Source organism: Alexandriicola marinus (assembly GCF_004000435.1).
In the GTDB taxonomy this organism is placed as follows: Bacteria; Pseudomonadota; Alphaproteobacteria; order Rhodobacterales; family Rhodobacteraceae; genus Alexandriicola; species Alexandriicola marinus.
In genome coordinates this window covers 226,635-251,695 of sequence record NZ_RBVZ01000002.1, presented here as the reverse complement: position 1 = coordinate 251,695, position 25,061 = coordinate 226,635, and the positions used below count along the sequence as shown (strand labels likewise).

Below are 25,061 nucleotides of genomic sequence, written 5' to 3'. Positions count from 1 at the left end.
CGGGGTCTTCTGAAACCGAACGGCCCCGCCTCGGGAGGCGTCAGAGGATCCCGATCTCGGCAAGGGCTGCCGAAAGCTCGGGCGGAAGCGGTTCTTCGCCCTGGCGTGTCTTCGACAGGTCGGGCGGCGCGTCGCCCGGTTGCAGGTATCGCCAGCCCTGAAACGGGCGGCGCGGGGTTGCGGCTACGCGCACCACCTCCGGGTCCAGAACGATCGCGCAACGCCGCACGCCATCGGCGCTGTCGTATTCGTCAAGCCGCACGATGGACTGGCGGCACAGGATCATCCCCTTGATCACCCAAAAGATCGAGCCGCCGTTCAGCAACTCGGCCTCCCGTTTGGGCCACATGCGGGTGACATGACGCGGAAGCCCGTCCGGGGTCTGCGCCCGTCGGGTCGCCTGCCAGGCGGTAAGATCCTCGACCGTTTCGGTGCCGACCGAAAGTTTTTGCAGATGCAACATCGCTCACCCCCATGAGAGGTGTTGATCCTAACCCCGTGACGCCCGACTTCAAGGGCCGTCCGACGCTACATTTTGTTGACCCATGGGGGCGTTCACCATAAGTTCTGGGTCCTTCCCGACTCGTTAATCCCCTGACCGGAGCCCCAGATGACCCGTTTTGACGCCCCGATCGCCGAGCAGATCTGGAACATGAAGTACCGTTTCAAGAATGCCGACGGCACCCCGATCGATGCGACCGTCGAGGAGACCTGGCGCCGGATCGCGCGCGCCCTTGCCACTGTCGAGGATGAACCGGAAATCTGGGAAGAGCGGTTCCTCGAGGCGCTGACGGATTTCAAATACCTGCCCGCAGGCAGGATCACGGCGGGCGCGGGGACCGCACGGTCGGTGACGCTTTTCAACTGTTTCGTGATGGGCACGGTGCCCGACACGATGGCCGGTATCTTCGAAGCATTGAAAGAGGCCGCGCTGACCATGCAGCAGGGCGGCGGGATCGGTTATGATTTCTCGACCATCCGGCCCAAGGGCGCGCCGGTGGCGGGGGTGGCCGCCGATGCGTCCGGGCCGTTGTCGTTCATGGATGTCTGGGACGCGATGTGCCGCACGATCATGTCGGCGGGGTCGCGCCGGGGCGCGATGATGGCCACGATGCGCTGCGACCACCCGGATATCGAGGCCTTCGTCTCGGCCAAGTCCGATCCGTCGCGGCTGCGCATGTTCAACATGTCGGTTCTGGTCACCGATCCGTTCATGGACGCGGTCAAGGCGGATGGCCCGTGGGAGCTGGTCTTCGATGGCGTGGTCTACCGCACGTTGCGCGCGCGCGAGCTGTGGGACCAGATCATGAAATCGACCTATGATTTCGCCGAACCGGGGGTCATTTTCATCGACCGGATCAACGCGATGAACAACCTCGCCTATTGCGAGACGATCGCCGCGACCAACCCCTGTGGCGAACAGCCGCTGCCGCCCTATGGCGCGTGCCTTCTGGGCTCGATCAACCTCGCCCGTCTGGTCAGCGATCCGTTCGGCGATGCCGCGGCACTTGATGAAGATGCGCTGGACGATCTGGTCGCCACCGCCGTGCGGATGATGGACAACGTGGTCGACGCCTCCCGCTTCCCGCTGCCCGAGCAACGGGCCGAGGCGCAGGCCAAGCGACGGATCGGGCTGGGTGTGACGGGTCTGGCCGATGCTCTGCTGATGCTCAAGCTGCGCTACGGCAGCGAAGAGGCCGCCGCCCAGACCGAGGCATGGATGAAGCGGATTGCGCGGGCCGCCTATCTGGCCAGCGTGGATCTGGCCAGGGAGAAGGGGCCGTTTCCCCTGTTCGATGCCGAGAAGTTCCTTGCCTCCGGCACCATGCAGACGATGGACGAGGATGTCCGGGCGGCAATCGCCGAACATGGTATCCGCAACGCGCTTCTGACTTCGATCGCGCCCACGGGCACCATCTCGCTCTATGCCGGCAACGTATCGTCGGGGATCGAGCCGGTCTTTGCCTACAGCTATACCCGCAAGGTGCTTCAGCCGGACGGATCGCGCACCGAGGAAGAGGTCGTGGATTTCGCCGTACAGCTGTTCCGCGAGACGTTCGGCGCAGAGGCGGAACTGCCCGATTACTTCGTCAACGCCCAGACGCTCGCCCCGCAGGATCACGTCCGGATGCAGGCCGCGGCCCAGAAATGGATCGACAGCTCCATCTCGAAAACGATCAACGTCCCTGAAGACATCTCCTTCGCGGAGTTCAAGGATGTCTACATGGCCGCCTGGGATCAGGGTTGCAAAGGCTGCACCACCTACCGGCCCAATGATGTGACGGGCAGCGTGCTGAGCGTCAGCGAGACTGCCGAGAAGACACCCGCCGACGACCCCGCGCAGCTGAACGAAGGCGGTGACGTGATCTACATGTCCGAACCGCTCGACCGGCCGGCAGAGCTCGAAGGGGCGACCTACAAACTCAAGTGGCCCGACAGCGAACACGCGATCTACATCACGATCAACGACATTGTGCATGGCGGCCAGCGGCGACCCTTCGAGGTGTTCATCAACTCCAAGAACATGGAGCATTTCGCCTGGACGGTAGCGCTGACCCGGATGATCTCTGCGGTGTTCCGGCGGGGCGGCGACGTGTCCTTCGTGGTCGAAGAGCTGAAAGCCGTCTTCGACCCCCGCGGCGGCGCGTGGATGCGCGGCAAATACGTGCCCTCGATCCTCGCCGCCATCGGCGGTGTGATCGAACGGCACATGATTGCCATCGGCTTTCTGGCCGGTGAGGGGCAGGGCCTCAAAACCGATCCGCAGGCCGAGGTCGTGTCGCTGAACACGCCGCGCGGAAAGGCTTGCACCTCTTGCGGCAGCTACGACTTGCGCATGGTCGAGGGATGCATGACCTGTGCTTCCTGCGGCTATTCGAAATGCGGGTAGGCGCGCTTGGGTCATGACGGCCACCGATTTCTTGAAAAGAAATCGTCCGGAAACTTCGAAAGTTTCCGGTCATCGGTCGCCTTGGCTGGACTGTCGGTCATGCAGGCCGGACGGGTCGGATTGTGACCCACTTACCATAGGCGTATCAGACGGCCCCCCACGAGGGCCCGTCCTCATGGTCTTTCAACCTGTTTCTCCCCTATAGGTGGAAGGGAAGAACAAGAAAGACGGCTTATGCGGACGTTCGCACTTATCCTCGCGCTCCTTCTGACCGCACCTGGCCTTGCCCCGGCGCAGGACATGCAGATCCTCGGCTTCGGCCGGCTCTTCAACAATGACCGGATCGGCGATGGCGGGGACAAGTGGCGCACGGGATCGTATCAGCTTTCGGTGATCCGGGGGCCGGGCTGGTCCGGGGCGCTGCCATCCCGTCCCCTTGCGCTCCAGGAATTCCGCTTCCGCTCCGAAATCATCGCGCCGCGCACTGATAGTGTCGACCGGCCCTATGTCGGGGCGCTCAGCGCCGGGTTCCACACGCACCTCAGCCTTGGCCAACTCGGCGCAAGCCTCGGCGCCGATCTGACGGCCATCGGTCCGCAGACCGGCGTCTCCGCCCTGCAGGAACAGTTTCACGAGATCTTTTCGATCCCGGATCCAAAAGGCACCGAGACCCAGCTTGAAAACGCAGTCCATATTTCTGGCACGACCGAGCTGAACTGGCCCGTTCGCCTGACCGAGTTGGTGACAATCCGGCCATTCGCAGAAGGGCAGGCCGGGGTCGAGACACTTGCGCGGCTGGGCGCTGACGTCATCGTGGGGCGGGTGGGTCATGCCGACCTTCTGGTGCGCGATCCGGTCACCGGCCATTTGATCCGGGGGGTCGAGGGCGATGCCCTTGGCGTGTCCTTGGTGGCGGGCGCGGATTATGCCCGTGTGGCCGGCAGCGTCTTCCTGCCCGAGGATCGGGGCGTGTCCGCGACAGACGATCGCTACCGTGTCCGGATGGGCGTTCACTGGCAGTTGGCGCCTCTGGTGTCGTTCTTCTACGGGGCGACTTATCTGTCGGAGGAATTCGTCGGGCAGGACGAGGGCCAGATCCTTGGCGGTCTGAAGCTCAATTTCAACTTCTGAACAAAAAGTAAGTGCGCAGGCCTGAAGTGGCTTGATCTGGGTGATTCGCAGCCCTTAACTGTCGGCAGAAGTTCGCGCATCAAGACGCGGACCAGAAAAATGTAGGCAGGCATACAGGCATGATGACGGGCTTTCGTGGCACGTTTGTCATTTCCTGGTCGCAATCGGAGCTGGACGGAATTTGGGGTGCACCCATTTCCGCTCTGTCGGTCGGGTCAGCATGGAGCTGGACCGGAGAGGCCGTGCGCGTCGATGGTCCACCCGGGGTTCTGTCCCTAGGGGAGGCCGAGGGAATGGCGGATATCAGACGTCGGGCGGCTTTTGCCGTGCGGCGGCTCTTGGGCGCGGTCGCGGCCAATACCTCCGATCTGGACAAGGTCGTCGTGGACGAGCCGGATTTCGAAGCCGGCTTTACCGTGACCGACGGACGACACAGCTGGACGGTGACCCTGATCGACACCGATCCGGGCAGGCAACCGTTGGCAATGTTCGTGGGTGATGTCCCGCCCCGGCATGTCGATCTCTGGATCGTCAGTCATACGATTGACTTCGGCCAGAACAGCCGCATGACCCAATCTCCCGGTGGCGTGATCTGTTTTACCCCCGGAACCATGATCCTGACGGAAGACGGGCCCCAACCCGTCGAGGATATCGGCGAAGGCACCCGCCTTCAGACAAAGGACAACGGCTACGAAGAGGTCGTCTGGATCGGTTCGCGCCGGATCAGCGGTGCCCGGCTCTACGTGATGCCCCACCTGTCGCCGATCCGGTTCCGGGAAGGTGCGCTCGATCGTGACGTGCCCGATGCGGGGCTTCTGGTCTCGCCAGATCATCGCATGGTTCTGAAGGGCCCGAAGGCGCGCGATCTGTTCAATTCTGACGAAGTGCTCGTCTCGGCGCGGGACCTCGTCAATGATCGCAACATCATTGTGGACAGGTCGGTGAAGGAAGTGACCTACATTCACCTTCTGTTGCCGAGCCACCAGATCCTGTTCGCCAATGGCGTTGAATCCGAGAGTTTCCATCCTGCGTCTGCGGCGCTCTCCGGCGTCGCCCCGGATCAGCTGAACGCCATGTTCGAGCGGCTGCCCGAGATCACGGCCGACCCTGGCGCCTATGGGCAATATGCGCGCCGTGTCCTGTCACAATCCGAGGCCGCGATCCTGAGTCATCGCGCGGCCTGAACCAGCTGTTCGAGGATCGTGCGGCTGGCATCGTCGGCCGGGTGCATCAACTCGATCTGGATATCCGCATAGCTGATGTCTTCGACCGACCCGAACTGGGCGATGGTGGAGAACAACGACAGCACGCCCAGAGGCGTGCGGTACCGGATTGCGATGAAGGCCGGTTGCGGCCCGACAGGCGGCTCAGCGGCGGCAGGATGGTCGCGCAGGATCCGGGCGATCCACTCCTGTCGGACGGGATCGGGCCCGTAGTGCGCAACCTCTGTCCGAAGTCGGGTCAGCGTATGCCGGATCACCTCGCCGTGGTTCAGGATCGCCGACTTCAGCACCGGGTTCTCCAGCGTCTGACCCACCAGATTGTCGCCGATGCCGATGTTTGCCGCGCCAAATAGCGCGTCTGCTGCACGGTTGAGTTTTCGGATGCCCCAATCGTGGCCGATCGCGATGCCCGGGTAGGGATCGTGGGTCTCGAGCATCCGGTCTATTGCCGAGTCGAGCGGAACGAGGTCGGGCGCGTTCGTGGCCCGGTCGGAATACAAGGGGGCATAGCCCGCCTCGGACAAAAGCCGGTTTCGCGCGGCGCGGGGCACGGCCAGCACGTCGCTCAACCTCAGCACCATGCCCCGGCTTGGCCGGGCCCGTCCTGTTTCGAGGAAGGACAGGTGCCGGGCGGACACGTCGGCTTCGAGGGCGAGGTCAAGCTGGCTCAGCCGTCGCCTTGTGCGCCAATCCCGCAACACCTGACCGAATGTATCTCCCATACGCGCCTCCGTCTGGCCCCCCGGTCACCATAGCGGCGCGGGGCAGGGAAGGCACTTACCTCCGAGGTAATTGAGACGAGGCCCGCGATGGGGCTAGGCCGGTGGCCAAATCTGCAACCGAAAGGATGACATCGTGACCCACGCCTCCGCCCGGAAACTGGTCAAGCTGACCGCGCTCCTTATCATTGCCCTGCCGGGTATTCCGCTTGCGCTGGCCGCCGTGCCGACGCTTGCCGGCCCGGCCAACCTGTTTTTCGGGCTGGCCCTACTGGGTGGCGAAACGGCGATTACCGAACCGGCGGGTCGGCTTGTGGTTGCGATCCTCGGGGGAGTCGTCGCCGGTTGGGGCACGCTGGTCTGGCTGGTCGCGGATCGCCTCTATGCCCGTGACCCGGCGCTTGCCGGGTCGATGCTCTTGATATCGGCGAGCGTCTGGTTCGTGATCGACAGCACGGCATCTGTCATCGCGGGGGCCCCGTTCAATGTGGTTCTGAACCTTCTGTTGGCTGCGGTGGTCTTTGGGCCGATCCTTCTGGCCCGGCGCGCGACGCAGGTGGCTGCGACAGACCATTGACACCCGCGCAGGTGCGCTTATAAGCCGCCGCTCATTGGTGTTGGTGGCCCCCGCGAGGGGATGCCCTGTCGCTCCGGCCAAATCCGGGGAGAGGACAACGCCCTTCGAAACCTGAACGAAGGAGATCAGACGGTGACAAAACGCACCTCTGCCAAGTACAAGATCGATCGCCGCATGGGCGAAAACATCTGGGGTCGCCCCAAATCCCCCGTCAACCGCCGTGAATACGGCCCCGGCCAGCATGGTCAGCGCCGCAAGGGCAAACTGTCGGATTTCGGCACCCAGCTGCGCGCCAAGCAGAAGCTCAAGGGCTACTACGGCGACCTGACCGAAAAGCAGTTCCGCCGCATTTATTCCGAAGCCGAGCGGGTCAAGGGCGACACCGGTGAGAACCTTATCGGTCTGCTCGAGCGCCGCCTCGATGCGGTCGTGTATCGCGCGAAATTCGTGCCGACCGTGTTTGCCGCCCGCCAGTTCGTGAACCACGGCCATGTCGAGGTGAACGGCCAGCGCGTGAACATCCCCTCCTACCGCGTGAAGGAAGGCGACGTGATCTCGGTTCGCGACAAGTCCAAGCAGCTTGCCGTCGTTCTCGAGGCCGTTCAGCTGCCCGAGCGGGATGTTCCCGACTACCTCGAGGTCGATCACTCCAAGATGACAGCCAGCTTCGTGCGTACACCGACCCTCGCCGATGTGCCGTATCCGGTGATGATGGAACCGAACCTCGTGGTCGAATTCTACGCCAAGAACTGATCCGTTCTTTCAGCGCATTCCGAAGGGCCGCGCCTTTGCGCGGCCCTTCGTCGTTGGTGCGCCCCGGTCCGGTTGCGACGGGGTGGCCCGTTGCCCGCAGCCGGTTCAACCGGTATCACGCCCGGACCTGCCCAAAGCGGGCGCGCAACAGAGGAAGGTCAATCCCATGACGGATCATCCCGTTTACGCCAAGATCGACGGACCCATCGTCATGATCGGCTTCGGCTCGATCGGCAAAGGCACCTGGCCCTTGATCGAACGCCATTTCGATTATGACCCCGCGCAATTCGTGGTGATTGAACCAAATCCGGCCAACCATGACTTCCTCAGGGAAAACGGGCTGCGGTTCGTCGAGACGCCCCTGACGCCCGAGACCTATCGCGATGTGCTGGGCGGGCTTCTTGAGCCGGGCCGTGGGTTCTGTGTGAACCTGTCGGTCGATACGTCCTCGCTTGATCTGATGAAATTCTGCCGCGAGATCGGCGTGCCCTATATCGACACCGTGGTCGAACCCTGGGCCGGCTATTACTTCGGCACCGAGGACAATGCCGCCCGCACCAATTACGCGCTGCGTCAGGCCGTGCGCGACGAAAAGGCCGCCAATCCGGGTGGCACGACGGCTGTCAGCTGCTGCGGCGCCAATCCCGGCATGGTCAGCTGGTTCGTGAAAGAGGCGCTTCTGACGCTGGCCCGCGACACCGGGCGCGAGGTCGTCCCGCCGCAGGACCGCGACGGCTGGGCCCGTCTGATGCAGTCGCTGGGCGTCAAGGGCGTTCACATCGCGGAACGCGACACGCAGGCCCGGCGCAAGCCGCGCCCCCGCAACGTTTTCGTCAACACATGGTCGGTCGAGGGCTTTATCGCCGAAGGGTTCCAGCCGGCGGAGCTGGGCTGGGGCACGCATGAGACGTGGTTTCCCGAGAACGGCCACCGGCAAGAAACCGGCTGCAAGTCCGCGATCTGGCTCGAGCGCCCCGGCGCGATCACCCGTGTTCACACATGGTGCCCGACGCCGGGCCCGCAATTCGGATTTCTCGTGACGCATAACGAGGCCGTCTCGATCTCGGATTACTACACCGTGGGCGAGGGCGATCACCCCGAATTCCGCCCCACCTGCCATTATGCCTATCACCCCTGCGACGATGCGGTGCTGTCGCTGCACGAAATGTTCGGCGCAGGTCGCCAGCAGGAGGTGCACGAGATCCTCGAGGTCGACGAGATCGTCGAGGGCATCGACGAGCTGGGCGTGCTGTTGTTCGGGCATGAGAAAAACGCGCTCTGGTATGGCTCGCGCCTGTCCAATGACGAGACGAAATTGCTGGCTCCCTATCAGAATGCAACCGGTCTGCAGGTCACCTCGGCCGTGTTGGCGGGCATGGTCTGGGCGCTGGAAAACCCCAATGCCGGCATCGTCGAGACCGACGAGATGGATCATGCGCGCTGCCTCGAGGTGCAAAGGCCCTATCTTGGCCCGGTGGAGGCGCATTACACCGACTGGACCCCGCTTCAGGACCGGTGGGAGCATTTCCCCGAAGACATCGACGAAAGCGATCCGTGGCTCTTCCGAAATGTGCTTGCGTCCTGAGACCGCTTTCACTGGCACAGGCCAGAGGCCGCGGCTAGAAGGCCACGACGGAATCGCATTGGCGGCAGGACAATGACACAGCTGCGTATTCAGCCCGGTATCATGGAAATTGCCCTCTACGAGGGCGGCAAGTCGGCCTTGGCCGGGCATAGCGACGTGCTCAAGCTGTCGTCGAACGAAAACCCGCTTGGCCCCCCGCCCGCGGCGCAACAGGCGATCCGGGAGGCGGCCGCGACGGTTCACCTTTATCCGTCCACCGATCATGCCGAGCTGCGCGCCGCCATCGGCGAGGTTCATGGCCTCGATCCCGAGCGCATCATCTGCGGCGTCGGCTCTGACGAGGTTCTGCAATTCGTGACGCAGGCCTTCTCGGGCCCCGGTGATGAGATCATCCACACCGCGCACGGCTTTTCCATGTATCCGATCCTGTCGCACATGGCCGGCGCCACGCCTGTCTGCGTGCCCGAGGTCGACCGCGTTGTCGATGTGGACGCGATCCTGGCCGCGGTGACGGACCGGACCCGGATCGTGCTTCTGACGAACCCGGGCAATCCCACCGGCACCATCCTGCCCGATGCGGAACTTGTCCGGTTGGCCGATGGTCTGCCCGAGGATGTCATCCTCGTGATCGACGCGGCCTATGCCGAATATGCCGAAGGCTATGATGGCGGGGCATCGCTTGCCAGCTCGCGGCGTAACATCCTGATGACGCGGACCTTTTCCAAGATTTACGGTCTGGGTGGCCTGCGGATCGGATGGGGCTATGCCGATCCCGCAATGATCGCCGTGATGACCCGCATCCGCCAGCCGTTCAACCTGTCGGGGCTGCAGATGGCGGCGTCGATCGCGGCGGTGCGGGATCTCGACTGGGTGCGCGATTGCGTGGCGCTCAACGCCGATCAACGGGCGCGCCTGACGGGCGCCTTGCGCCAACTGGGGCTGGCCTGCGACGACAGCCAGACGAATTTCGTGCTGGCGCGTTTCACCGACGAGGCCGAGGCGATGTCGGCCGATGCCGCGCTTCAGGCCGACGGGATCATCGTGCGCCGGCCCACTTCCTATGGCTTTGCCGAAGGGCTGCGGATCACTGTGGGCGACGAAGCCCAGACAGGCCGCGTCATCGACACCCTGACCCGCTGGCGGGAGGGCGCTGCATGAGCCAGCTCTACGACCGTGTGGCCCTGATCGGGCTGGGCCTGATCGCGGGCTCCATGGCGCATGCCATGCGCAGGGGCGGCCTCGCGGGGGAGATCACGGGCTTTGCCCGCTCGGCCGAGACGCGCGCTGTGGCCGCTGAGATCGGCCTTGTCGATCGGGTCTGCGACAACGCGGCCGAGGCGGTGAAAGACGCCGATCTCGTCGTTCTTGCGGTTCCCGTGGGCGCGATGGAAAGCGTGATCACCGAAATCGCTCCGCATCTGGCGCAGGGCGTAACCGTCACCGACGTGGGTTCGGTCAAACGCGCGGTGATCGAGGCTGTTGCCCCGCATCTTCCCGAAGGTGTGACCTTCGTGCCGGCCCACCCGCTTGCCGGGACAGAACATTCGGGGCCGCGGTCGGGCTTTGCGGAACTCTTCGACAACAAGTGGTGCATCCTCGTTCCGGGCGATGCACCGCGGCCCGCCGTGGACAGGCTGGGCGATTTGTGGCGGGCGATGGGCTCGTCTGTCGACGAGATGGATGCCGATCACCACGATCTTGTTCTTGCGGTCACGTCCCATACGCCGCATCTTATCGCCTATACGATGGTGGGCGTGGCCGACGATCTGCGGCGTGTCACCGACAGTGAGGTTATCAAGTATTCGGCGGCCGGTTTCCGGGATTTCACCCGCATCGCCGCCTCGGACCCGACGATGTGGCGTGATGTGTTCCTGACCAACAAGGATGCGACCCTGGAGATCCTGGGCCGGTTCACCGAGGAATTGTTCGCCCTTCAGCGCGCGATCCGTCAGGGCGATGGCGATCTTCTGCATGATTACTTCACCCGGACGCGCGCGATCCGTCGCGGGATCATCGAGGCCGGTCAGGATACCGACGCCCCCGATTTCGGCCGCGCCAAGGCGGCCAAGAGATGAGGTTTCGCGGCTGGGTCCGTGCCGGGGTTTGTGCCCTTGCCCTTGCCGCCCTCCCGATGGCCGTCCCGGCCGAGGCCCCGCTCACATCGATACGGCCTCAGCTGCGCATCATCGAGGCGCCCGCCCGGCCCGTTGCGCGACCGCGGCCCATAGCCGTCGAACTTGCGCCGAACGAACCGGTCGAAGCGGCCACGACCGAGCTGCCCGATATCCTGTCTCCGGCCGGCCCGGCGTTGAGCGAGCGGCGCAAGGCGCCCTTTCCCGGCGATCCGGGCCAGCTTGCCTCGACCGAAGAACGGATCGAGGCCGCGACATCCTTGCAGCCCGGCATCGGCGATCTGGCCGAGATTTTCGCCGTTGCGATGGCACGCCCCGCGCCAGCTGTCCTGCGAGGTGATCCGCCCGAACGCCCCGATCTGAGGCTTGTGTCGCGCCCGCCGCAGCCGGCCGGTCCCGTCTATTTCGACACGCCCGCCATGCCGCTTATCTACGGCGCTGCAACGCTCGCGCCGTTGCCGGATATCTCGGACCTTGCGGTGCCGCTTGCCTTGCGTCCTCCGGAACGGCCCGAACAGATCACCCGCGCGGCCGAGGCCGCCCGTGCCGCCCGCGCCCGGGGCTCTGTCTGCGGCAACCTCGAGATACAGGGAACCGTCCTGGGCGCCGTGCCCGGCCCCGGCTCTTGCGGGGTCGAGGGTGGCGTGCGGGTGACGTCGGTTGCCGGTGTCCGCCTGTCGACACCTGCCACCATGGATTGCCGGACGGCGCAGGCGCTCCATCGCTGGGTCGAAAACGGTGCGCGCCCGGCTATCGGCAATGCCGGCGGCGGCCTCTCCACGATCCGGGTGGTCGGTCACTATTCCTGCCGGACACGCAACGGCGGCTCCCGCCTGTCAGAGCATGCCTACGGGCGCGCTATCGACATCGCCGGGTTCGACCTGCGCGACGGGACGCGGATCAGCCTGATCAACGACTGGAATACCAGCGCCCATGCAGCGCGCCTGCGCCAGATGCATCAGGCAGCCTGCGGGACGTTCGGCACGGTCCTGGGCCCGGATGCCAACGCGGCGCACCGGGATCATTTCCACTTTGATACTGCCCGCTATCGCAGCGGATCCTACTGCCGCTAGGGCAGGGTGATCCGGCCCAGCGGGATCCCGGCAACCCGCAACGCACCGCCCCTGAATTCAAGCGGAAAGCGGACCGAACCGTCGGGATCGGTCACCGGGGCGAGCGCGCGTGCGAGGGTTTCGGCGCCCTCGGGGGTAAGTCGCCCAAGGCTCTGCAGAGCCTCGATCAGCGCTGTCGCGTCGGAAGCCTGAAAGTCCGCCGTTGCGGTGACATCGCCATTGGCACCGAACGCGATCTCACCCGGGCCTGACAGGGTCAGACCCGCCCAGCGGAGCGTCGCATCGCGCAGCTCGATCCGCCGGGGCAGGAGCCCCGTCATCTGCCGGTCGATCGGCGCATCGAGGATCATTGCACCGTCGATGCGGATCGCGGCAGGGCTGTCGGAGTAGCCCGCGGCAGGCAGAAAGGTCAGCCCGGTCAATTCGCCGAAGATGTCATAGCGGTGGCCCTCATCGTCGCCGCCGGCCTCCCGGATCGCCAGAAGCGCGCGGGCGATCATGGCCGATCCGCCGTCGGAGGCGGTTACGTCGATCGTGTCCGCCTCGAGCGTTGCCTGCCGCAACGGGACCGAGGCCGACACGCCGACCTGCGCGCTTGCCCTCATCCGTCCGGATTGAATGTCGAATGTCCTGTCGGCCAGCCTCAGGCTCTGGCGATCCGGCCAGACCGCGATCACCTTGTGCGGCGAATAGGACAGCATGAACAGCTGGAAGAACGGCGCTTGCCATCCGATCCGCCCCTCCGCCATCTCGAGGTCGATACCTTCGATGGTCGTGTCGAAGCGCGAGGGAAATCCGATGGTGTTCAGGCTGTCATAGCTGATCCCGGGGCGGTCCAGCGCATCGCGCGCCGCCTGTTCGATCCCGGCTCTGCCGAAAAACCAATATCCGCCATACAAAACGGCCAATACGGCAAGCAGAAGGGGCAGAAACCTTGGCAAAACGCTTTCCTTTCGGCTTTCGGCATGTTTGACCTGAGCTGTTACAGACAACCTGCGCGCTCCGCCAGACATCGGCCGGGGCATCTTCGGGGACGGCAATGACACTTTGGGTCTTTGGGTATGGATCGTTACTTTGGAACCCGGGCTTTGAACCGGCCGAGGCGGCGACGGCCCGGTTGCACGATTACCACCGCAGCTTCTGCATGTTGTCGATCCACCACCGCGGAACCCGGGCCAACCCGGGGCTCGTCCTCGCGCTGGATGAAAGCCATGGCAGCACCTGCACCGGTGTCGCGCTGCGCGTTGATCCAGCCGAGGAGGGCGCCGTCCTCGCCCAGTTGCGCGAACGCGAGCTGATCTCGTCGGCCTATGTCGAACGGGAGCTTCCGCTTGCCCTCGGTGACGGGCGCGACATCACGGCACTGGCCTACGTGATCGACCCCGAACACGAACAATATTGCCAGTTCGACCTCGAGACGCAGGCCCGCATGATCGCGGGCGCGACCGGCGGACGTGGCCCGAATGACGAATACCTTTTCAACACTGCCGCCCATCTTCAGCAGATGGGCATCCAAGATGCCGATATGGAATGGCTTGTGGCCCGCGTCCGCGACCTTGTCGCCACGCCTAGTGGGCCGAAGGTTGCAAATACCAAAATATAGTTGGGTTTCCGAGCGCTGACCCCTATCAAGAGCGTAACAACATTTCACCCGAGGAACGCATCCGTGCTGGAAGCGCCGGAAGTCGAAACCAGACCGCAATTTACCCAGCCGGTGCGGCAACTCACCTCGATGCTGGTGGTGATCGCGCTTGTCGGCGCGGGCCTCTATTTCGGTTTCGATACGATCCGCGGGATCTTCGAAGCCAACCCCTACCTCAATAGCGTGATCGCCTCGGTCTTTGTGCTGGGGGTGCTGTCCTGTTTCCGGCAGGTGATCCAGCTGGGCCGATCGGTGAACTGGATCGAGGGGTTTGCCTCGCAGAACCCGGGCCACGAGATGGTCAAGGCTCCGGGGCTTCTGGCACCGCTGGCCACGCTCCTGCGGTCACGGGGTGCGCGGATGCAACTCTCGGCCTCGTCCTCGCGGTCGATCCTTGATTCCGTGGCACAGCGCATCGACGAGGATCGCGAGATTACGCGTTATCTGGGCAACGTCCTGATTTTCCTCGGCCTTCTGGGCACGTTCTATGGGTTGGCAACGACGGTGCCGGCCCTTGTGGATACGATCCGGGGCCTCAATCCGCAGGAAGGCGAAAGCGGGACGGCCGTCTTCAGCCGTCTTCAGGCCGGGCTCGAGGCGCAGCTGGGCGGCATGGGCACGGCGTTTTCGTCGTCGCTTCTGGGTCTGGCGGGGTCGCTGGTCGTCGGCTTGCTGGAATTGTTCGCGACGCATGGCCAGAACCGGTTCTACCGCGAACTTGAGGAATGGCTGTCGACGATCACGCGGGTCGGGTTCTCGTCCGGGGACGAGGGCGTCGGCAGTGAAACGGCGGCGTTCGGCGGTGTGATCGACAACCTTGCCGAGCAGATGGAAGCGCTGCAGGTGATGTTCACCCAGACCGACATCGCGCGCAGCGAAGTCGATGGCAAGCTGGGGGAACTGGCAACCGCGATCACGGACCTGTCGCGCCGGATGGAAAGCAGCGACACCTCGGCCGCGCTGATGCGGATTGCCGAGAGCCAGGAAAAACTGATCAACCGACTGGGCGATGTGGGCGAGGGGATCGATCCCGAAAGCCGGATGCGCCTGCGCTCGATCGACGTTCAGATGCTGCGCATTCTCGAGGAATTGTCGGCCGGCCGGCAAGAGGCCGTGGCTGATCTGAAATCCGAGCTTTCGTCCCTGTCGCGGGCCCTGCGCCAGTCCAAGCCGCGCCCGACCCGGCCCCTGCATCCCGGGACTGAACCGCCACGCGAGCAATCGGGAGGCTAGCGGCGATGGCGCTTCAGCGTCGATCCACCGAAAGGTTTCGCGCCTCGATCTGGCCCGGCTTCGTCGATGCGATGACCGGTCTTTTGCTGGTTCTGATGTTCGTGCTGACGATCTTTACCGTGGTGCAGTTTTCGCTGCGTGACACGATATCGGGGCAGGCCAGCGAACTCGATCGGCTCTCTGCCGAGGTGGCAAGCCTTGCCTCGGCGCTTGGTCTGGCCGAGGAGCGATCTGCCGAACTTGAGGCCGAGGTCGGGTCGCTTTCCTCCGATCTAAACGATGCCAACGCCCAGACAGAGGCGCAGGCGTCGCTTATTGCGACGCTGACCGAGGAGCGCGATCAGACGGCCGAGGCCCTGTCCGAGGCGCAGGCCCGGATCCTTGGCTTCGAGGCGCAGGTCGCGGGCCTTCTTGAAGATCGCGCCGAGGCGCAGGAGCGGATTTCGGCCTTCGAGGCACAGGTGGCAGGGCTTCTGGCCCGGCAACAGGAAGCCACGGATACGATCGCCACGTTGCGCGGCGAAGCCGAGACCGCCGCCGCGCGGATCGCCTCGCTCGAAGACGAAGGTGACGCCGCATCGGCGCGGATCGCCGAACTGGAACAAGAGCAAGAGGGCGCCCGCGCCACCATCGAGGCGCTTGAAGCCGCGCGCACGCGTCTGATCACGGAACAGGAGGCGCTCAACCTCGCGCTTGCGCAGGCCCGCGACGAGATTGACGCCGAGGCCGAAGCCGCGCGCCTTGCCGCCGCCCGGGCCGACGCGCTCGATGCCCTGATCGCCGATTTGCGCCGTGCGTCGGAGGCCGATGCCGCCCGCATCGCCGCCCTGACCGAGGCCGAGGCCGCCACAGGGGAGCAGCTTGCACAGGCCCGCGCCGCACTCGAGGCCGCCGCAGCGGCTCAACAGGCGACCGATGACAATCTGGCCGCGACCCGGGCCGAGCTGGACGAAACCGAGGCTGCCCGGCAGGAGGCACTTGCCCGCGCTGCTGATCTGGCACGGCAATTGTCCGAGGTCGACGAGGCCCGCATTGCCGCTTTGGCCGAATTGGAATCGAACATCGAGTCGCTCAGCCTGACAGAGGCGGAACGGTTGGCCGAGGCTGCCGCCGCGCAGGCCCTGCGCGACCGGCTTGAGACTGCTGAAGCCGAGCTGACGGCGATGACCCTCGCTCTTGAGGAACAGCGCCGGGAGGCTGAAGAGACGCTGACGCTTCTCGCGGCGGCGCGCGCCGTGCAGGAAGACCTCGACATCAGGTTGGCCGAGGCGCTTCTGTCGCTTTCGCAGAGGGACGATACCCTGTCGCAGACACAGGCGGCCCGAGAAGATCTGGACGCGCGGCTTCTGGCCGCGCTGGAACAGCAAGAGGCGACGGAGTTGCAACTCGCCGCCGCAAACGCCCGCCTCGACGAGGCGACGCGCCAGACCGAAGAGCTGTCGGTTCGCCTTGCGGCCGCTCTGGCCGAACGCGACGAGATGGGGGCCTCGCTCGACGCCACGCGTGCTGCGCTCGAACTGGCGCTGGCGCAAAGCACTCTGACACAGGCCGAGATCCAGGAACGCCTTGCCAGCGCGATCCTTGCGCAAGAGACGCGTCAGGCGCAGATCGAAGAGGCCCAGACGCGCATCTCGACCCTTGAGGAGCGGTTGCGCTCGGCCCTTCTGGCGAACGAGGATTTGCAGGCGCGGCTTGATACCATCGCGGCGACCCGCGATGAGGCCGAAACCTCTCGTGCCGCGCTTCGTGATCAGCTTGCCGCTGCGCTGGAAGAGCTTGCGTCGGCCCGCGCGGCCGAGCAATCGGCCGAAGCCCTGCAAGCCGAGGCGCTGAGCGAACGCGAACGGCTGGACCGGCTGTTGGCAGAGGCCAATACCGCACTCAGCGTCGAGGAAGCGATTTCCGCCGAAAGCCAACGCGAGGTGGCCCTGCTGAACGAACAGGTCACGGAACTGCGCTCTGAATTGGGGCGTTTGCAGGCCCTTCTGAACCTCGCCGATGAACGTGACGAAGAGGCACAGGTCCAGATCGAAAGCCTCAGCGCCCAGCTCAATACCGCGACCCTGCGGCGGCTGGCCGAAGAACGACGGCGCGCCCAACTGGAAGAGGAACTGCGCCTGCAGGCCGAAGCAGAGGCCGCCCGGCTTGCCGCCGAGGCGCAGAATCTTGAACGCTACCGCTCTGAATTCTTTGGGGAACTACGAGAGATCATCGGTCAGACCGAAGGTATCCAGATCGTGGGCGACCGCTTCGTCTTCTCCTCCGAGGTGCTGTTCGAACCGGGAGCGGCGCAGCTGTCGCCCGAAGGGCAGGACGAAATTTCGAAGATCGGAGCGACTTTGCGCCGTATTGCCCGCGAGATCCCCCGCGAGATCGACTGGATCATTCGGGTTGATGGCCATACCGACAATGTGCCGCTGTCGGGCTTGGGCGAATATGCCGACAATTGGGAACTCAGCCAGGCGCGCGCGCTGTCGGTCGTGCGCTACATGATCGAAAACGAGGGCATCAGCCCCGACAAACTGTCGGCCAACGGCTTTGGGGAATACCGGCCGATCAACACCGAAGACAGCGACGAGGCCCGTGCACAGAATCGGCGGATCGAGCTGAAGCTGACCGAGCGCTGATCCTAGTCGATTTCGCCGATGACGGTGGTTTCGTCGATCACTACCCCGTTCCGGATCACGCTGAGTGTCCCGCGATAGGCGCCGGCAGGCCAGCCCTCCGCGGGCGCGCGCCGGCCGAAAGCGCGGAACAGCTGCGCCTGTGTCCGGTCAAGGGTGACATCCTGCGCGAAGGTCGGCCCGTCGGGGCCTTGTGCCACAATACGCAAAATGTCGCCGGCCTGTCCTCCGAACAGGTAGCCCCACAGTACCAGGGGTGCAGCCCGATCCAGATCAGGCTCCGGGAGGCCAGCCTTGATCGCCGCGTACTCAGGCACAGAGGTCGCAAAGGCCGCGTCGATCAGAGCGCCCGGTTGATATGCGGGCGGCGACAGCCAAAGGCTGTCCGATGGGTCGGGATCGCAGGTCTCCGTGGCTGACGGGGCGAAGGGATCGACGATGTCGCCGTTGCGGCGGACCGTGAGGTGCAAGTGCGGGAACTGGGTCATGCCCGACAACCCGACCTCGCCGATCCTGTGGCCTGTCGGGACGACCTCGCCCTCGGCAACCGTCACAGAGCCGCGGGCGAGATGGCAATATTGTGTCTGCCAGCCGTCGCCATGATCGATCGCAACACCATTCCCGCATTCGCGACCGGCGACGTCCGGCGCGTCGGGAGTGGTTTGCAGGATGTCTGCCATGCCGTCTCTCACGCCGATGACGCGCCCCGGGGCCGCGGCCAGAACTGCAACGCCCGGTGACAGATCAGCCAGGGTCCGGAGCGCGAAATCGGTGCCGCGATGGCCGTCATAGCTAAGCGGGCCACAACGAAAATCCGTGGCGCCGGGCCCCGGATCGCGATCGACAAATTGCTGGATGTGGCAATTCTCGCCCAGCCGACACTCGATCGGCAGGGCCAGAAACGGATCGGCCCCCGCACCCGATCCGAGTGCGAGGGCCGAAGCCAGTATCAGCGCCGGATGGCGCATATGCGATCAGTCTGCGGTCAGAAGCGGAGGCTTCTTCGCCGTCAGCTGCGCCTTTTCGGGCGATTTGTAGCGCAGGTCGATCTTGTCGTTCTTGACACCGACCTGAACAATTCCGCCCTTTTGCAGCTTGCCGAACAGCAGTTCTTCGGCCAGCGGCTTCTTGATGTTTTCCTGGATCACGCGGCCAAGCGGTCGCGCGCCCATCTTGTCATCATAGCCCTTGTCGGCCAGCCATTCGGCCGCTTTGGATGTCAGCTCGATATGGACATTGCGGTCCATCAGCTGAGCCTCGAGTTGCAGAACGAACTTCTCGACGATCTGCATGATGACCTCTTTCGGCAGAGCGCCGAAGGAAATCACAGCATCCAGACGGTTGCGGAATTCCGGCGTGAAGGTCCGTTCGATCGCCGCCGTATCCTCGCCCTCGCGACGGTCACGGTTGAAGCCGATGGCCTCTTTCGCCTGTTCGGATGCGCCGGCATTCGACGTCATGATCAGCACGACATTGCGGAAATCGACGGTCCGGCCGTTGTGGTCGGTCAGCGTGCCATGATCCATGACCTGCAGCAGAATGTTGTAGACATCCGGATGCGCCTTTTCGATCTCGTCCAGCAGCAGCACGCAATGCGGGTGCTGGTCGACACCGTCGGTCAGCAGACCGCCCTGATCGAAGCCGACATAGCCCGGAGGCGCGCCGATCAGGCGGCTGACGGCATGTTTCTCCATGTATTCCGACATGTCGAACCGCAGCAATTCCACGCCCAGAATATCCGACAGCTGCTTGGCTACTTCGGTCTTGCCGACGCCCGTGGGCCCGGCAAAGAGGTAGTTGCCTATCGGCTTTTCGGGTTCACGCAGGCCGGCACGCGCCAGCTTGATCGCGGAGCTGAGAGCTTCGATCGCCGCGTCCTGACCAAAGACCACGCGCTTGAGGCTGCCTTCCAGATCGCGCAGCACTTCGGCGTCGTCCTTCGAGACGTTCTTGGGCGGGATCCGGGCGATCTTGGCCACGACGGCCTCGATCTCCTTGGCGCCGATCGTCTTGCGCCGCTTGGATTCCACAACCAGGTGCTGTGCCGCGCCCGCCTCGTCGATGACGTCGATGGCCTTGTCGGGCAGTTTGCGGTCGTTGATGTAACGCGCCGACAGTTCCACCGCCGTCTTGATCGCGTCGGCGGTATACTTGATGGCGTGATGCTCCTCGAAATAGGGCTTGAGGCCCTTGAGGATCTTGACGGTATCTTCGACCGAAGGCTCGTTCACGTCGATCTTCTGGAACCGGCGGCTCAGCGCGCGGTCCTTTTCGAAATGCTGGCGGAACTCCTTGTAGGTGGTGGAGCCCATGCAGCGCAGCTTACCGCCCTGAAGCGCGGGCTTGAGCAGGTTCGACGCATCCATCGCGCCGCCGGAGGTGGCGCCTGCGCCGATCACGGTGTGGATCTCGTCGATGAAGAGAACCGCATCGGGATGTTCTTCCAGTTCCGTCACCACGGCCTTGAGCCGCTCTTCGAAGTCACCGCGGTAGCGTGTGCCCGCCAGAAGCGCGCCCATGTCGAGGGAATAGATCGTAGCACCGGCCAGAACCTCCGGCACCTCGCCCTTGACGATCTTGTAGGCCAGACCTTCCGCGATCGCCGTCTTGCCGACGCCGGGGTCGCCCACGAGAAGCGGGTTATTCTTGCGCCGGCGGCACAGGACCTGAATGCAGCGTTCCACCTCGTGGTGGCGGCCGATCAGCGGATCGACATCGCCCTCGCGTGATTTCGTGTTGAGATCGACGCAATACTTGCCAAGGGCGCTTTCCTTGTCGTCGCCAGAGGCGACGGTTTCGGTCTCTTCCTGCTTGTCGTCGCTGGCGCCGGTCACGGGGCGGCTCTCGCCGAAGGCCGGATCCTTGGCCACGCCATGCGCGATGAAGTTGACCGCATCATAGCGGGTCATGTCCTGCTCCTGCAGGAAATAGGCGGCATTCGATTCCCGTTCCGCGAAGATCGCGACCAGAACGTTCGCCCCTGTCACTTCGGAGCGGCCGGAACTCTGAACATGGATCGCGGCGCGCTGGATCACGCGCTGGAACGCCGCTGTGGGCACTGCTTCCGATCCTTCGACGTCCGTGATGAGCGTGGAAAGATCGTCCTCGATGAATTCCTCGAGAGAGCGGCGCAGCTCCTCCAGATCGACGGAGCAGGCGCGCATGACGCGCGCGGCATCTGGCTCGTCGATCAGGGCGAGAAGGAGGTGTTCCAGAGTGGCAAGCTCATGACGTCTGGCGTTCGCCAGGGCCAGGGCCGCGTGGATCGACTGCTCGAGCGTGGATGAAAACGACGGCACTTTGGGTGCTCCTCTGATCGGGGCCGGTCCGGTTCTGACACCTTGTCCGACCGTGTCCTCTTGAGTGTTAAGATCGGTTTTATCTGGCGAGCTTCAAGAAGATTCTTTGTTTTTTCGGATTCTGTGATCGCTTGTGAACCTGTTTCGCCGGTCCGTTGGGCCAATCCTGCATCGCTACGATCAAAAGTTATCCTTTCTTGAACGGATCTCTGCAAAGACGGTTGCAGCTTCGGCGCCCGGCAGATCGACCTGCGCGTCCATCCCGGTGGCGTCCGCGCGCAGAAACGGGTTCGTCGCGCATTCCTCGGACAGAAGTGACGGGACTGTCGCTTTGCCTTCCGCGCGGGCCGCGTCAATGCGGGCGGCCCGATCGACGAGGTCGGAATTATCGCCGTCGACCGTCAGCGCAAAGCGCGCATTGGCTGCGGTATATTCGTGGCCCGAGCAGATTCGCGTCTGGGGCGGAAGGGCACGCAGGCGCAACAGGCTCTCCCACATCTGCGGCGCGGTGCCCTCGAACAGTCGCCCGCATCCCAATGCCATGAGGCTGTCGCCGGTAAAGGCGGCCTCGGCCTGCGGGATATGGAATGCGATATGCCCGACGGTATGGCCCGACACATCGATCACGGATGCGACCGTGCCGCAGGTCTCGAATTCGGTGTCGGGATCAACCTCGAGGTCCAGCGGCGGAAGCCGGTGCCTGTCGGCACGGGCGCCCACGACCCGGCAGCCATACTTGTCGCGCAGGGCCTCGACCCCGTCGATATGATCCTGATGGTGGTGGGTGATGAGCAGATCGTCCAGCGTCCAGCCGCGATCGTCCAGTTCGGCAATGATCGGCGCGGCCTCGGGGGCATCGGCCAGCAGCGTCTGCCCGGTATCGTCATTGTGCAGTAAGAAGGCGTAATTGTCGCTTCGACACGGTATGGTGACGAGGGTGAATGGCATGTTCGGGCACTCCTTCGCTTGTCATGTCAACGGTGCTGTGCTTCGCTCTGCACCAAGCCGCCCATGGCAGAGCTTTGCAAATCGAGGGCTGACCGGCAATGCATCTGGACGTCCAGGATCTGCGAAATTTCTATTACCGAAGCGCCAAAGGGCGCGCGGCGCAAAAGGTGATCCGTGATCAACTGGTCGAAATGTGGCCCGATGTTTCGGGTCAGACCGTGGCCGGTTTCGGCTTTGCCGTCCCGCTGTTGCGCCCGTTCCTGTCCCAGGCCCGCCGCGTGATGGGGCTGATGCCCGCGCCGCAGGGCGTCATGGCATGGCCCGCGGGTCAGAAGAATGTCTCGATCCTGTGCGAGGATACCCTCTGGCCCATACAGACGGGTCAGGTGGACCGGCTTGTCCTGCTGCACGGGCTGGAAACCAGCGATCATCCGGCGGCCCTCCTGCGGGAATGCTTGCGCGTTCTGGCCCCGGGCGGGCGGGTCGTCTTCGTCGTGCCCAACCGGTCGGGCATCTGGTCGCGGTCGGACAAGACGCCGTTCGGCTTTGGCAGGCCCTATACGGTGAGCCAACTCGAATCCCAGCTCAAGGTCCACGATTTCGAACCCTGCCGCACGATTTCCACGCTGTATCAACCGCCCTCATCCGACCGGCTGTGGCGGCGATTCTCTCCGGTGATCGAGAAGGCGGGACGATTCCTGCCCATTTTCACGGCAGGCGGCGTGCTGATGGTCGAGGCGGCCAAGCAGGTGCCGGCGCCCAGTCCGCCGGGGGCCCCGGCCCGTGTGCGCAGGCCCCTGAAGGTTCTCGAGGGGCTGGGCGTGCCGGAACCCGCCCCCGCAGGGCGCAATCAGCCGAGAACCAGCGCGTCCGAATCCATGTAATGCCCGGGACATCCATTGGGATGATATGACTGACCTTGGGTCAAGACCCTTGACCCGGCCTGCGCTACTTGGCCACAAGAGTGGGGGGCTAATTGAGTTGCGACACCCAGATACCTCTGCTACATCGCGCCTGATTTTGACATCCCCGTGATCTGAAAACCGGGTCGCGGGGCTTCTTTAAGCTGCTTGGCCATCCCTGTCCGGGATGTCAGGCCAAAGACATCGAAAGGGTGGACGTGTCCGAACCAGCTTCGATTTCAACAGGTATCGCCGCGCGCTATGCCACTGCCGTGTTCGAGATCGCCAGGGATGGCGCCGCGCTCGACGCACTCGAATCGGATGTCGACATGCTCGACGCCGCCCTGAAGGAGAGCGAGGACCTTCGCACTCTGATCACGTCACCGCTCTATTCCCGCGAGGAACAGGGCCGTGCGATCGTCGCGGTCGCGGGCAAGATGGGCCTGTCGACGACCATGTCGAACGTCCTTGGTCTGATGGCATCCAAGCGGCGCCTGTTCGTTCTGCCGCAGATGGTGCGCGCGCTGCGCGACCGGATCGCGGTCGAAAAGGGCGAAGTGACCGCCGAAGTCACGAGCGCCAAGGCGCTGACCAAGGCTCAGTCCGAGAAACTTGCCAAGACGCTTGCAAAGCAGGCCGGCAAGGATGTGAAGATCATTTCGACCGTTGATGAAAGCCTCATCGGCGGTCTCGTTGTAAAAGTGGGCTCGAAGATGATCGACACCTCGATCGCCGCGAAGCTCACGGCACTCCAGAACAGCATGAAAGAGGCCCGCTAATGGCGATCCAAGCTGCAGAGATTTCTGCGATCCTGAAGGACCAGATCAAGAATTTTGGCCAGGAGGCCGAGGTGGCCGAGGTTGGCCGGGTGCTGTCCGTCGGTGACGGGATCGCGCGCGTCCATGGCCTCGACAACATTCAGGCCGGCGAAATGGTCGAATTCCCCGGCGGTGTCCGCGGGATGGCCCTGAACCTCGAGATCGACAACGTCGGCTGCGTTATCTTCGGCTCCGACCGGGACATCAAGGAAGGCGACACCGTCAAGCGGACGAACGCCATCGTGGACGTGCCCGCCGGCAACGCGCTTCTGGGTCGTGTCGTTGACGCGCTGGGCAACCCGCTTGACGGGAAGGGCCCGATCGAAGGCACCGAGCGTCGCGTCGCCGACGTCAAGGCGCCGGGCATCATTCCGCGCAAATCGGTTCACGAGCCGATGGCCACTGGCCTGAAATCCGTTGACGCCATGATCCCGATCGGCCGTGGCCAGCGGGAGCTGATTATCGGCGACCGTCAGACCGGCAAGACCGCTGTCGCGCTCGACACGATCCTGAACCAGAAATCCTACAACGACGCCGCGGGCGACGACGAAAGCAAGAAGCTGTATTGCGTCTATGTCGCCGTTGGCCAGAAGCGGTCGACCGTGGCCCAGCTGGTGAAGCGTCTCGAGGAATCCGGCGCCATCGAATACACCGTCGTCGTGGCCGCCACCGCCTCCGAGCCGGCCCCCATGCAGTACCTGGCTCCCTATGCCGCGACGGCCATGGCCGAATTCTTCCGCGACAATGGCCGCCATGCCCTGATCATCTATGATGACCTGTCCAAGCAGGCCGTTTCCTATCGCCAGATGTCGCTCCTGCTGCGCCGCCCGCCGGGCCGTGAAGCCTATCCGGGTGACGTATTCTACCTCCACTCGCGCCTGCTGGAGCGGTCGGCCAAGCTGAACGAAGATCATGGCGCAGGTTCGCTGACCGCGCTGCCGATCATCGAAACGCAGGGCGGCGACGTGTCGGCCTTTATTCCGACCAACGTGATCTCGATCACCGACGGCCAGATCTTCCTCGAAACCGAACTGTTCTTCCAGGGCATCCGCCCCGCCGTGAACACCGGTCTGTCGGTGTCGCGCGTGGGCTCTTCGGCCCAGACCAACGCGATGAAATCCGTCGCCGGCCCGGTCAAGCTGGAACTGGCCCAGTATCGCGAGATGGCGGCCTTCGCGCAGTTCGGCTCCGATCTTGACGCCGCGACCCAGCAGTTGCTGAACCGTGGTGCGCGCCTGACCGAGCTGATGAAACAGCCGCAGTACTCCCCGCTCACCAATGCCGAGATCGTTTGCGTGATCTATGCCGGCACCAATGGGTTCCTCGACAAGATCAAGGTCTCCGATGTCGGTCGGTTCGAAGCCGGTCTGCTTGCGCATCTGCGCAACAACCGCCGCGACGTTCTCGACTTCATCACCAACGAGGACCCGAAGGTGAAGGGCGATGCGGAAGACAAGATCCGTGGCGCCATCGAGGAATTCGCCAAGGACTTCGCCTGAACCTGAGGAGGAC

Annotated in this window: 21 protein-coding genes; 15 read left to right on the top strand and 6 right to left on the bottom strand. The window is 64.1% G+C overall.

Annotated elements, in window-relative coordinates; genetic code table 11:
- Positions 1 to 40: 40 nt before the first annotated feature.
- Complete coding sequence (locus EP376_RS07615; RefSeq protein WP_127654971.1) at positions 41 to 463, bottom strand: DUF1489 family protein; 423 nt, start codon at positions 461 to 463, stop codon at positions 41 to 43.
- Positions 464 to 610: 147 nt separating this feature from the next.
- Between EP376_RS07615 and EP376_RS07610 the strand changes: the two genes are divergently transcribed.
- The 3 genes from EP376_RS07610 (at position 611) to EP376_RS07600 (ending at position 5,205) form a co-directional block, all read left to right on the top strand.
- The gene (locus EP376_RS07610) at positions 611 to 2,890 is read left to right on the top strand and encodes an adenosylcobalamin-dependent ribonucleoside-diphosphate reductase (RefSeq protein ID WP_127654970.1); all 2,280 of its coding nucleotides are present in this window, start codon (positions 611 to 613) and stop codon (positions 2,888 to 2,890) included.
- A gap of 234 nt (positions 2,891 to 3,124) precedes the next feature.
- Entirely contained in the window at positions 3,125 to 4,021 is an 897-nt protein-coding gene (locus tag EP376_RS07605) for a lipid A-modifier LpxR family protein (RefSeq protein ID WP_127654969.1), read from the top strand.
- Between the two features lie 119 nt (positions 4,022 to 4,140).
- Positions 4,141 to 5,205, top strand: a complete 1,065-nt coding sequence (locus EP376_RS07600; protein WP_127654968.1) for a Hint domain-containing protein — start codon at positions 4,141 to 4,143, stop codon at positions 5,203 to 5,205.
- On the opposite strand, the gene EP376_RS07595 is transcribed toward EP376_RS07600, so the two are convergent.
- Positions 5,190 to 5,966 (bottom strand): helix-turn-helix transcriptional regulator, encoded by a 777-nt coding sequence (locus EP376_RS07595; protein ID WP_127654967.1) that lies wholly within the window; start codon positions 5,964 to 5,966, stop codon positions 5,190 to 5,192. The two genes, EP376_RS07600 and EP376_RS07595, sit on opposite strands and share 16 nt — an antisense overlap.
- Positions 5,967 to 6,099: 133 nt before the next feature.
- On the opposite strand from EP376_RS07595, the gene EP376_RS07590 reads away from it, so the two are divergent.
- From EP376_RS07590 to EP376_RS07565, 6 genes are all read left to right on the top strand, one after another.
- Positions 6,100 to 6,540, top strand: a complete 441-nt coding sequence (locus EP376_RS07590) for a hypothetical protein (RefSeq protein ID WP_127654966.1) — start codon at positions 6,100 to 6,102, stop codon at positions 6,538 to 6,540.
- Positions 6,541 to 6,672: 132 nt separating this feature from the next.
- Positions 6,673 to 7,293 (top strand): 30S ribosomal protein S4, encoded by a 621-nt coding sequence (gene rpsD / locus EP376_RS07585; protein WP_127654965.1) that lies wholly within the window; start codon positions 6,673 to 6,675, stop codon positions 7,291 to 7,293.
- Positions 7,294 to 7,459: 166 nt separating this feature from the next.
- Positions 7,460 to 8,878 (top strand): homospermidine synthase, encoded by a 1,419-nt coding sequence (locus EP376_RS07580; protein WP_127654964.1) that lies wholly within the window; start codon positions 7,460 to 7,462, stop codon positions 8,876 to 8,878.
- A gap of 72 nt (positions 8,879 to 8,950) precedes the next feature.
- Positions 8,951 to 10,036 carry a histidinol-phosphate transaminase gene (hisC, locus tag EP376_RS07575; RefSeq protein ID WP_127654963.1) on the top strand — a complete coding sequence of 362 codons (1,086 nt, stop codon included), beginning with the start codon at positions 8,951 to 8,953 and terminating at the stop codon, positions 10,034 to 10,036.
- Complete coding sequence (locus EP376_RS07570; RefSeq protein ID WP_127654962.1) at positions 10,033 to 10,953, top strand: prephenate/arogenate dehydrogenase family protein; 921 nt, start codon at positions 10,033 to 10,035, stop codon at positions 10,951 to 10,953. Before hisC ends, EP376_RS07570 begins: the two co-directional genes overlap by 4 nt.
- Positions 10,950 to 12,083, top strand: a complete 1,134-nt coding sequence (locus EP376_RS07565; protein WP_238928689.1) for an extensin-like domain-containing protein — start codon at positions 10,950 to 10,952, stop codon at positions 12,081 to 12,083. Before EP376_RS07570 ends, EP376_RS07565 begins: the two co-directional genes overlap by 4 nt.
- Here the strand turns inward: EP376_RS07565 and EP376_RS07560 are convergent.
- Complete coding sequence (locus tag EP376_RS07560) at positions 12,080 to 13,075, bottom strand: DUF2125 domain-containing protein (protein WP_164744887.1); 996 nt, start codon at positions 13,073 to 13,075, stop codon at positions 12,080 to 12,082. The two genes, EP376_RS07565 and EP376_RS07560, sit on opposite strands and share 4 nt — an antisense overlap.
- Positions 13,076 to 13,122: 47 nt before the next feature.
- On the opposite strand from EP376_RS07560, the gene EP376_RS07555 reads away from it, so the two are divergent.
- The 3 genes from EP376_RS07555 to EP376_RS07545 all read left to right on the top strand — a co-directional run bounded on the left by EP376_RS07555 (position 13,123) and on the right by EP376_RS07545 (position 17,585).
- The gene (locus tag EP376_RS07555; RefSeq protein ID WP_127654960.1) at positions 13,123 to 13,686 is read left to right on the top strand and encodes a gamma-glutamylcyclotransferase; all 564 of its coding nucleotides are present in this window, start codon (positions 13,123 to 13,125) and stop codon (positions 13,684 to 13,686) included.
- A 66-nt stretch (positions 13,687 to 13,752) separates the two neighbouring features.
- The gene (locus EP376_RS07550) at positions 13,753 to 14,958 is read left to right on the top strand and encodes a biopolymer transporter ExbB (RefSeq protein ID WP_127655885.1); all 1,206 of its coding nucleotides are present in this window, start codon (positions 13,753 to 13,755) and stop codon (positions 14,956 to 14,958) included.
- A gap of 5 nt (positions 14,959 to 14,963) precedes the next feature.
- Positions 14,964 to 17,585: a peptidoglycan -binding protein gene (locus EP376_RS07545; protein WP_127654959.1), complete on the top strand. Its 2,622-nt coding sequence runs from the start codon at positions 14,964 to 14,966 to the stop codon at positions 17,583 to 17,585.
- 2 nt (positions 17,586 to 17,587) lie between these two features.
- On the opposite strand, the gene EP376_RS07540 is transcribed toward EP376_RS07545, so the two are convergent.
- The 3 genes from EP376_RS07540 to gloB all read right to left on the bottom strand — a co-directional run bounded on the left by EP376_RS07540 (position 17,588) and on the right by gloB (position 21,829).
- Positions 17,588 to 18,550, bottom strand: a complete 963-nt coding sequence (locus EP376_RS07540) for a M23 family metallopeptidase (protein WP_127654958.1) — start codon at positions 18,548 to 18,550, stop codon at positions 17,588 to 17,590.
- Between the two features lie 6 nt (positions 18,551 to 18,556).
- Positions 18,557 to 20,881, bottom strand: a complete 2,325-nt coding sequence (clpA, locus tag EP376_RS07535; RefSeq protein ID WP_127654957.1) for an ATP-dependent Clp protease ATP-binding subunit ClpA — start codon at positions 20,879 to 20,881, stop codon at positions 18,557 to 18,559.
- A 180-nt stretch (positions 20,882 to 21,061) separates the two neighbouring features.
- Complete coding sequence (gloB, locus tag EP376_RS07530; RefSeq protein ID WP_127654956.1) at positions 21,062 to 21,829, bottom strand: hydroxyacylglutathione hydrolase; 768 nt, start codon at positions 21,827 to 21,829, stop codon at positions 21,062 to 21,064.
- Between the two features lie 98 nt (positions 21,830 to 21,927).
- Between gloB and EP376_RS07525 the strand changes: the two genes are divergently transcribed.
- From EP376_RS07525 to atpA, 3 genes are all read left to right on the top strand, one after another.
- Complete coding sequence (locus EP376_RS07525) at positions 21,928 to 22,713, top strand: class I SAM-dependent methyltransferase (protein WP_127654955.1); 786 nt, start codon at positions 21,928 to 21,930, stop codon at positions 22,711 to 22,713.
- 230 nt (positions 22,714 to 22,943) lie between these two features.
- The gene (locus EP376_RS07520; protein WP_127654954.1) at positions 22,944 to 23,510 is read left to right on the top strand and encodes a F0F1 ATP synthase subunit delta; all 567 of its coding nucleotides are present in this window, start codon (positions 22,944 to 22,946) and stop codon (positions 23,508 to 23,510) included.
- The gene (gene atpA, locus EP376_RS07515; protein ID WP_127654953.1) at positions 23,510 to 25,048 is read left to right on the top strand and encodes a F0F1 ATP synthase subunit alpha; all 1,539 of its coding nucleotides are present in this window, start codon (positions 23,510 to 23,512) and stop codon (positions 25,046 to 25,048) included. Before EP376_RS07520 ends, atpA begins: the two co-directional genes overlap by 1 nt.
- The last annotated feature ends 13 nt before the right edge of the window (positions 25,049 to 25,061 follow it).

Excerpts from the sequence above, each read along its gene's own strand:
- EP376_RS07615 (WP_127654971.1), bottom strand. The coding sequence starts at position 463 with ATGTTGCATCTGCAAAAACTTTCGGTCGGCACCGAAACGGTCGAGGAT.
- EP376_RS07610 (WP_127654970.1), top strand. The coding sequence starts at position 611 with ATGACCCGTTTTGACGCCCCGATCGCCGAGCAGATCTGGAACATGAAG.
- EP376_RS07605 (WP_127654969.1), top strand. The coding sequence starts at position 3,125 with ATGCGGACGTTCGCACTTATCCTCGCGCTCCTTCTGACCGCACCTGGC.
- EP376_RS07600 (WP_127654968.1), top strand. The coding sequence starts at position 4,141 with ATGATGACGGGCTTTCGTGGCACGTTTGTCATTTCCTGGTCGCAATCG.
- EP376_RS07595 (WP_127654967.1), bottom strand. The coding sequence starts at position 5,966 with ATGGGAGATACATTCGGTCAGGTGTTGCGGGATTGGCGCACAAGGCGA.
- EP376_RS07580 (WP_127654964.1), top strand. The coding sequence starts at position 7,460 with ATGACGGATCATCCCGTTTACGCCAAGATCGACGGACCCATCGTCATG.
- hisC (WP_127654963.1), top strand. The coding sequence starts at position 8,951 with ATGACACAGCTGCGTATTCAGCCCGGTATCATGGAAATTGCCCTCTAC.
- EP376_RS07570 (WP_127654962.1), top strand. The coding sequence starts at position 10,033 with ATGAGCCAGCTCTACGACCGTGTGGCCCTGATCGGGCTGGGCCTGATC.
- EP376_RS07565 (WP_238928689.1), top strand. The coding sequence starts at position 10,950 with ATGAGGTTTCGCGGCTGGGTCCGTGCCGGGGTTTGTGCCCTTGCCCTT.
- EP376_RS07555 (WP_127654960.1), top strand. The coding sequence starts at position 13,123 with ATGACACTTTGGGTCTTTGGGTATGGATCGTTACTTTGGAACCCGGGC.
- EP376_RS07545 (WP_127654959.1), top strand. The coding sequence starts at position 14,964 with ATGGCGCTTCAGCGTCGATCCACCGAAAGGTTTCGCGCCTCGATCTGG.
- EP376_RS07540 (WP_127654958.1), bottom strand. The coding sequence starts at position 18,550 with ATGCGCCATCCGGCGCTGATACTGGCTTCGGCCCTCGCACTCGGATCG.
- gloB (WP_127654956.1), bottom strand. The coding sequence starts at position 21,829 with ATGCCATTCACCCTCGTCACCATACCGTGTCGAAGCGACAATTACGCC.
- EP376_RS07525 (WP_127654955.1), top strand. The coding sequence starts at position 21,928 with ATGCATCTGGACGTCCAGGATCTGCGAAATTTCTATTACCGAAGCGCC.
- atpA (WP_127654953.1), top strand. The coding sequence starts at position 23,510 with ATGGCGATCCAAGCTGCAGAGATTTCTGCGATCCTGAAGGACCAGATC.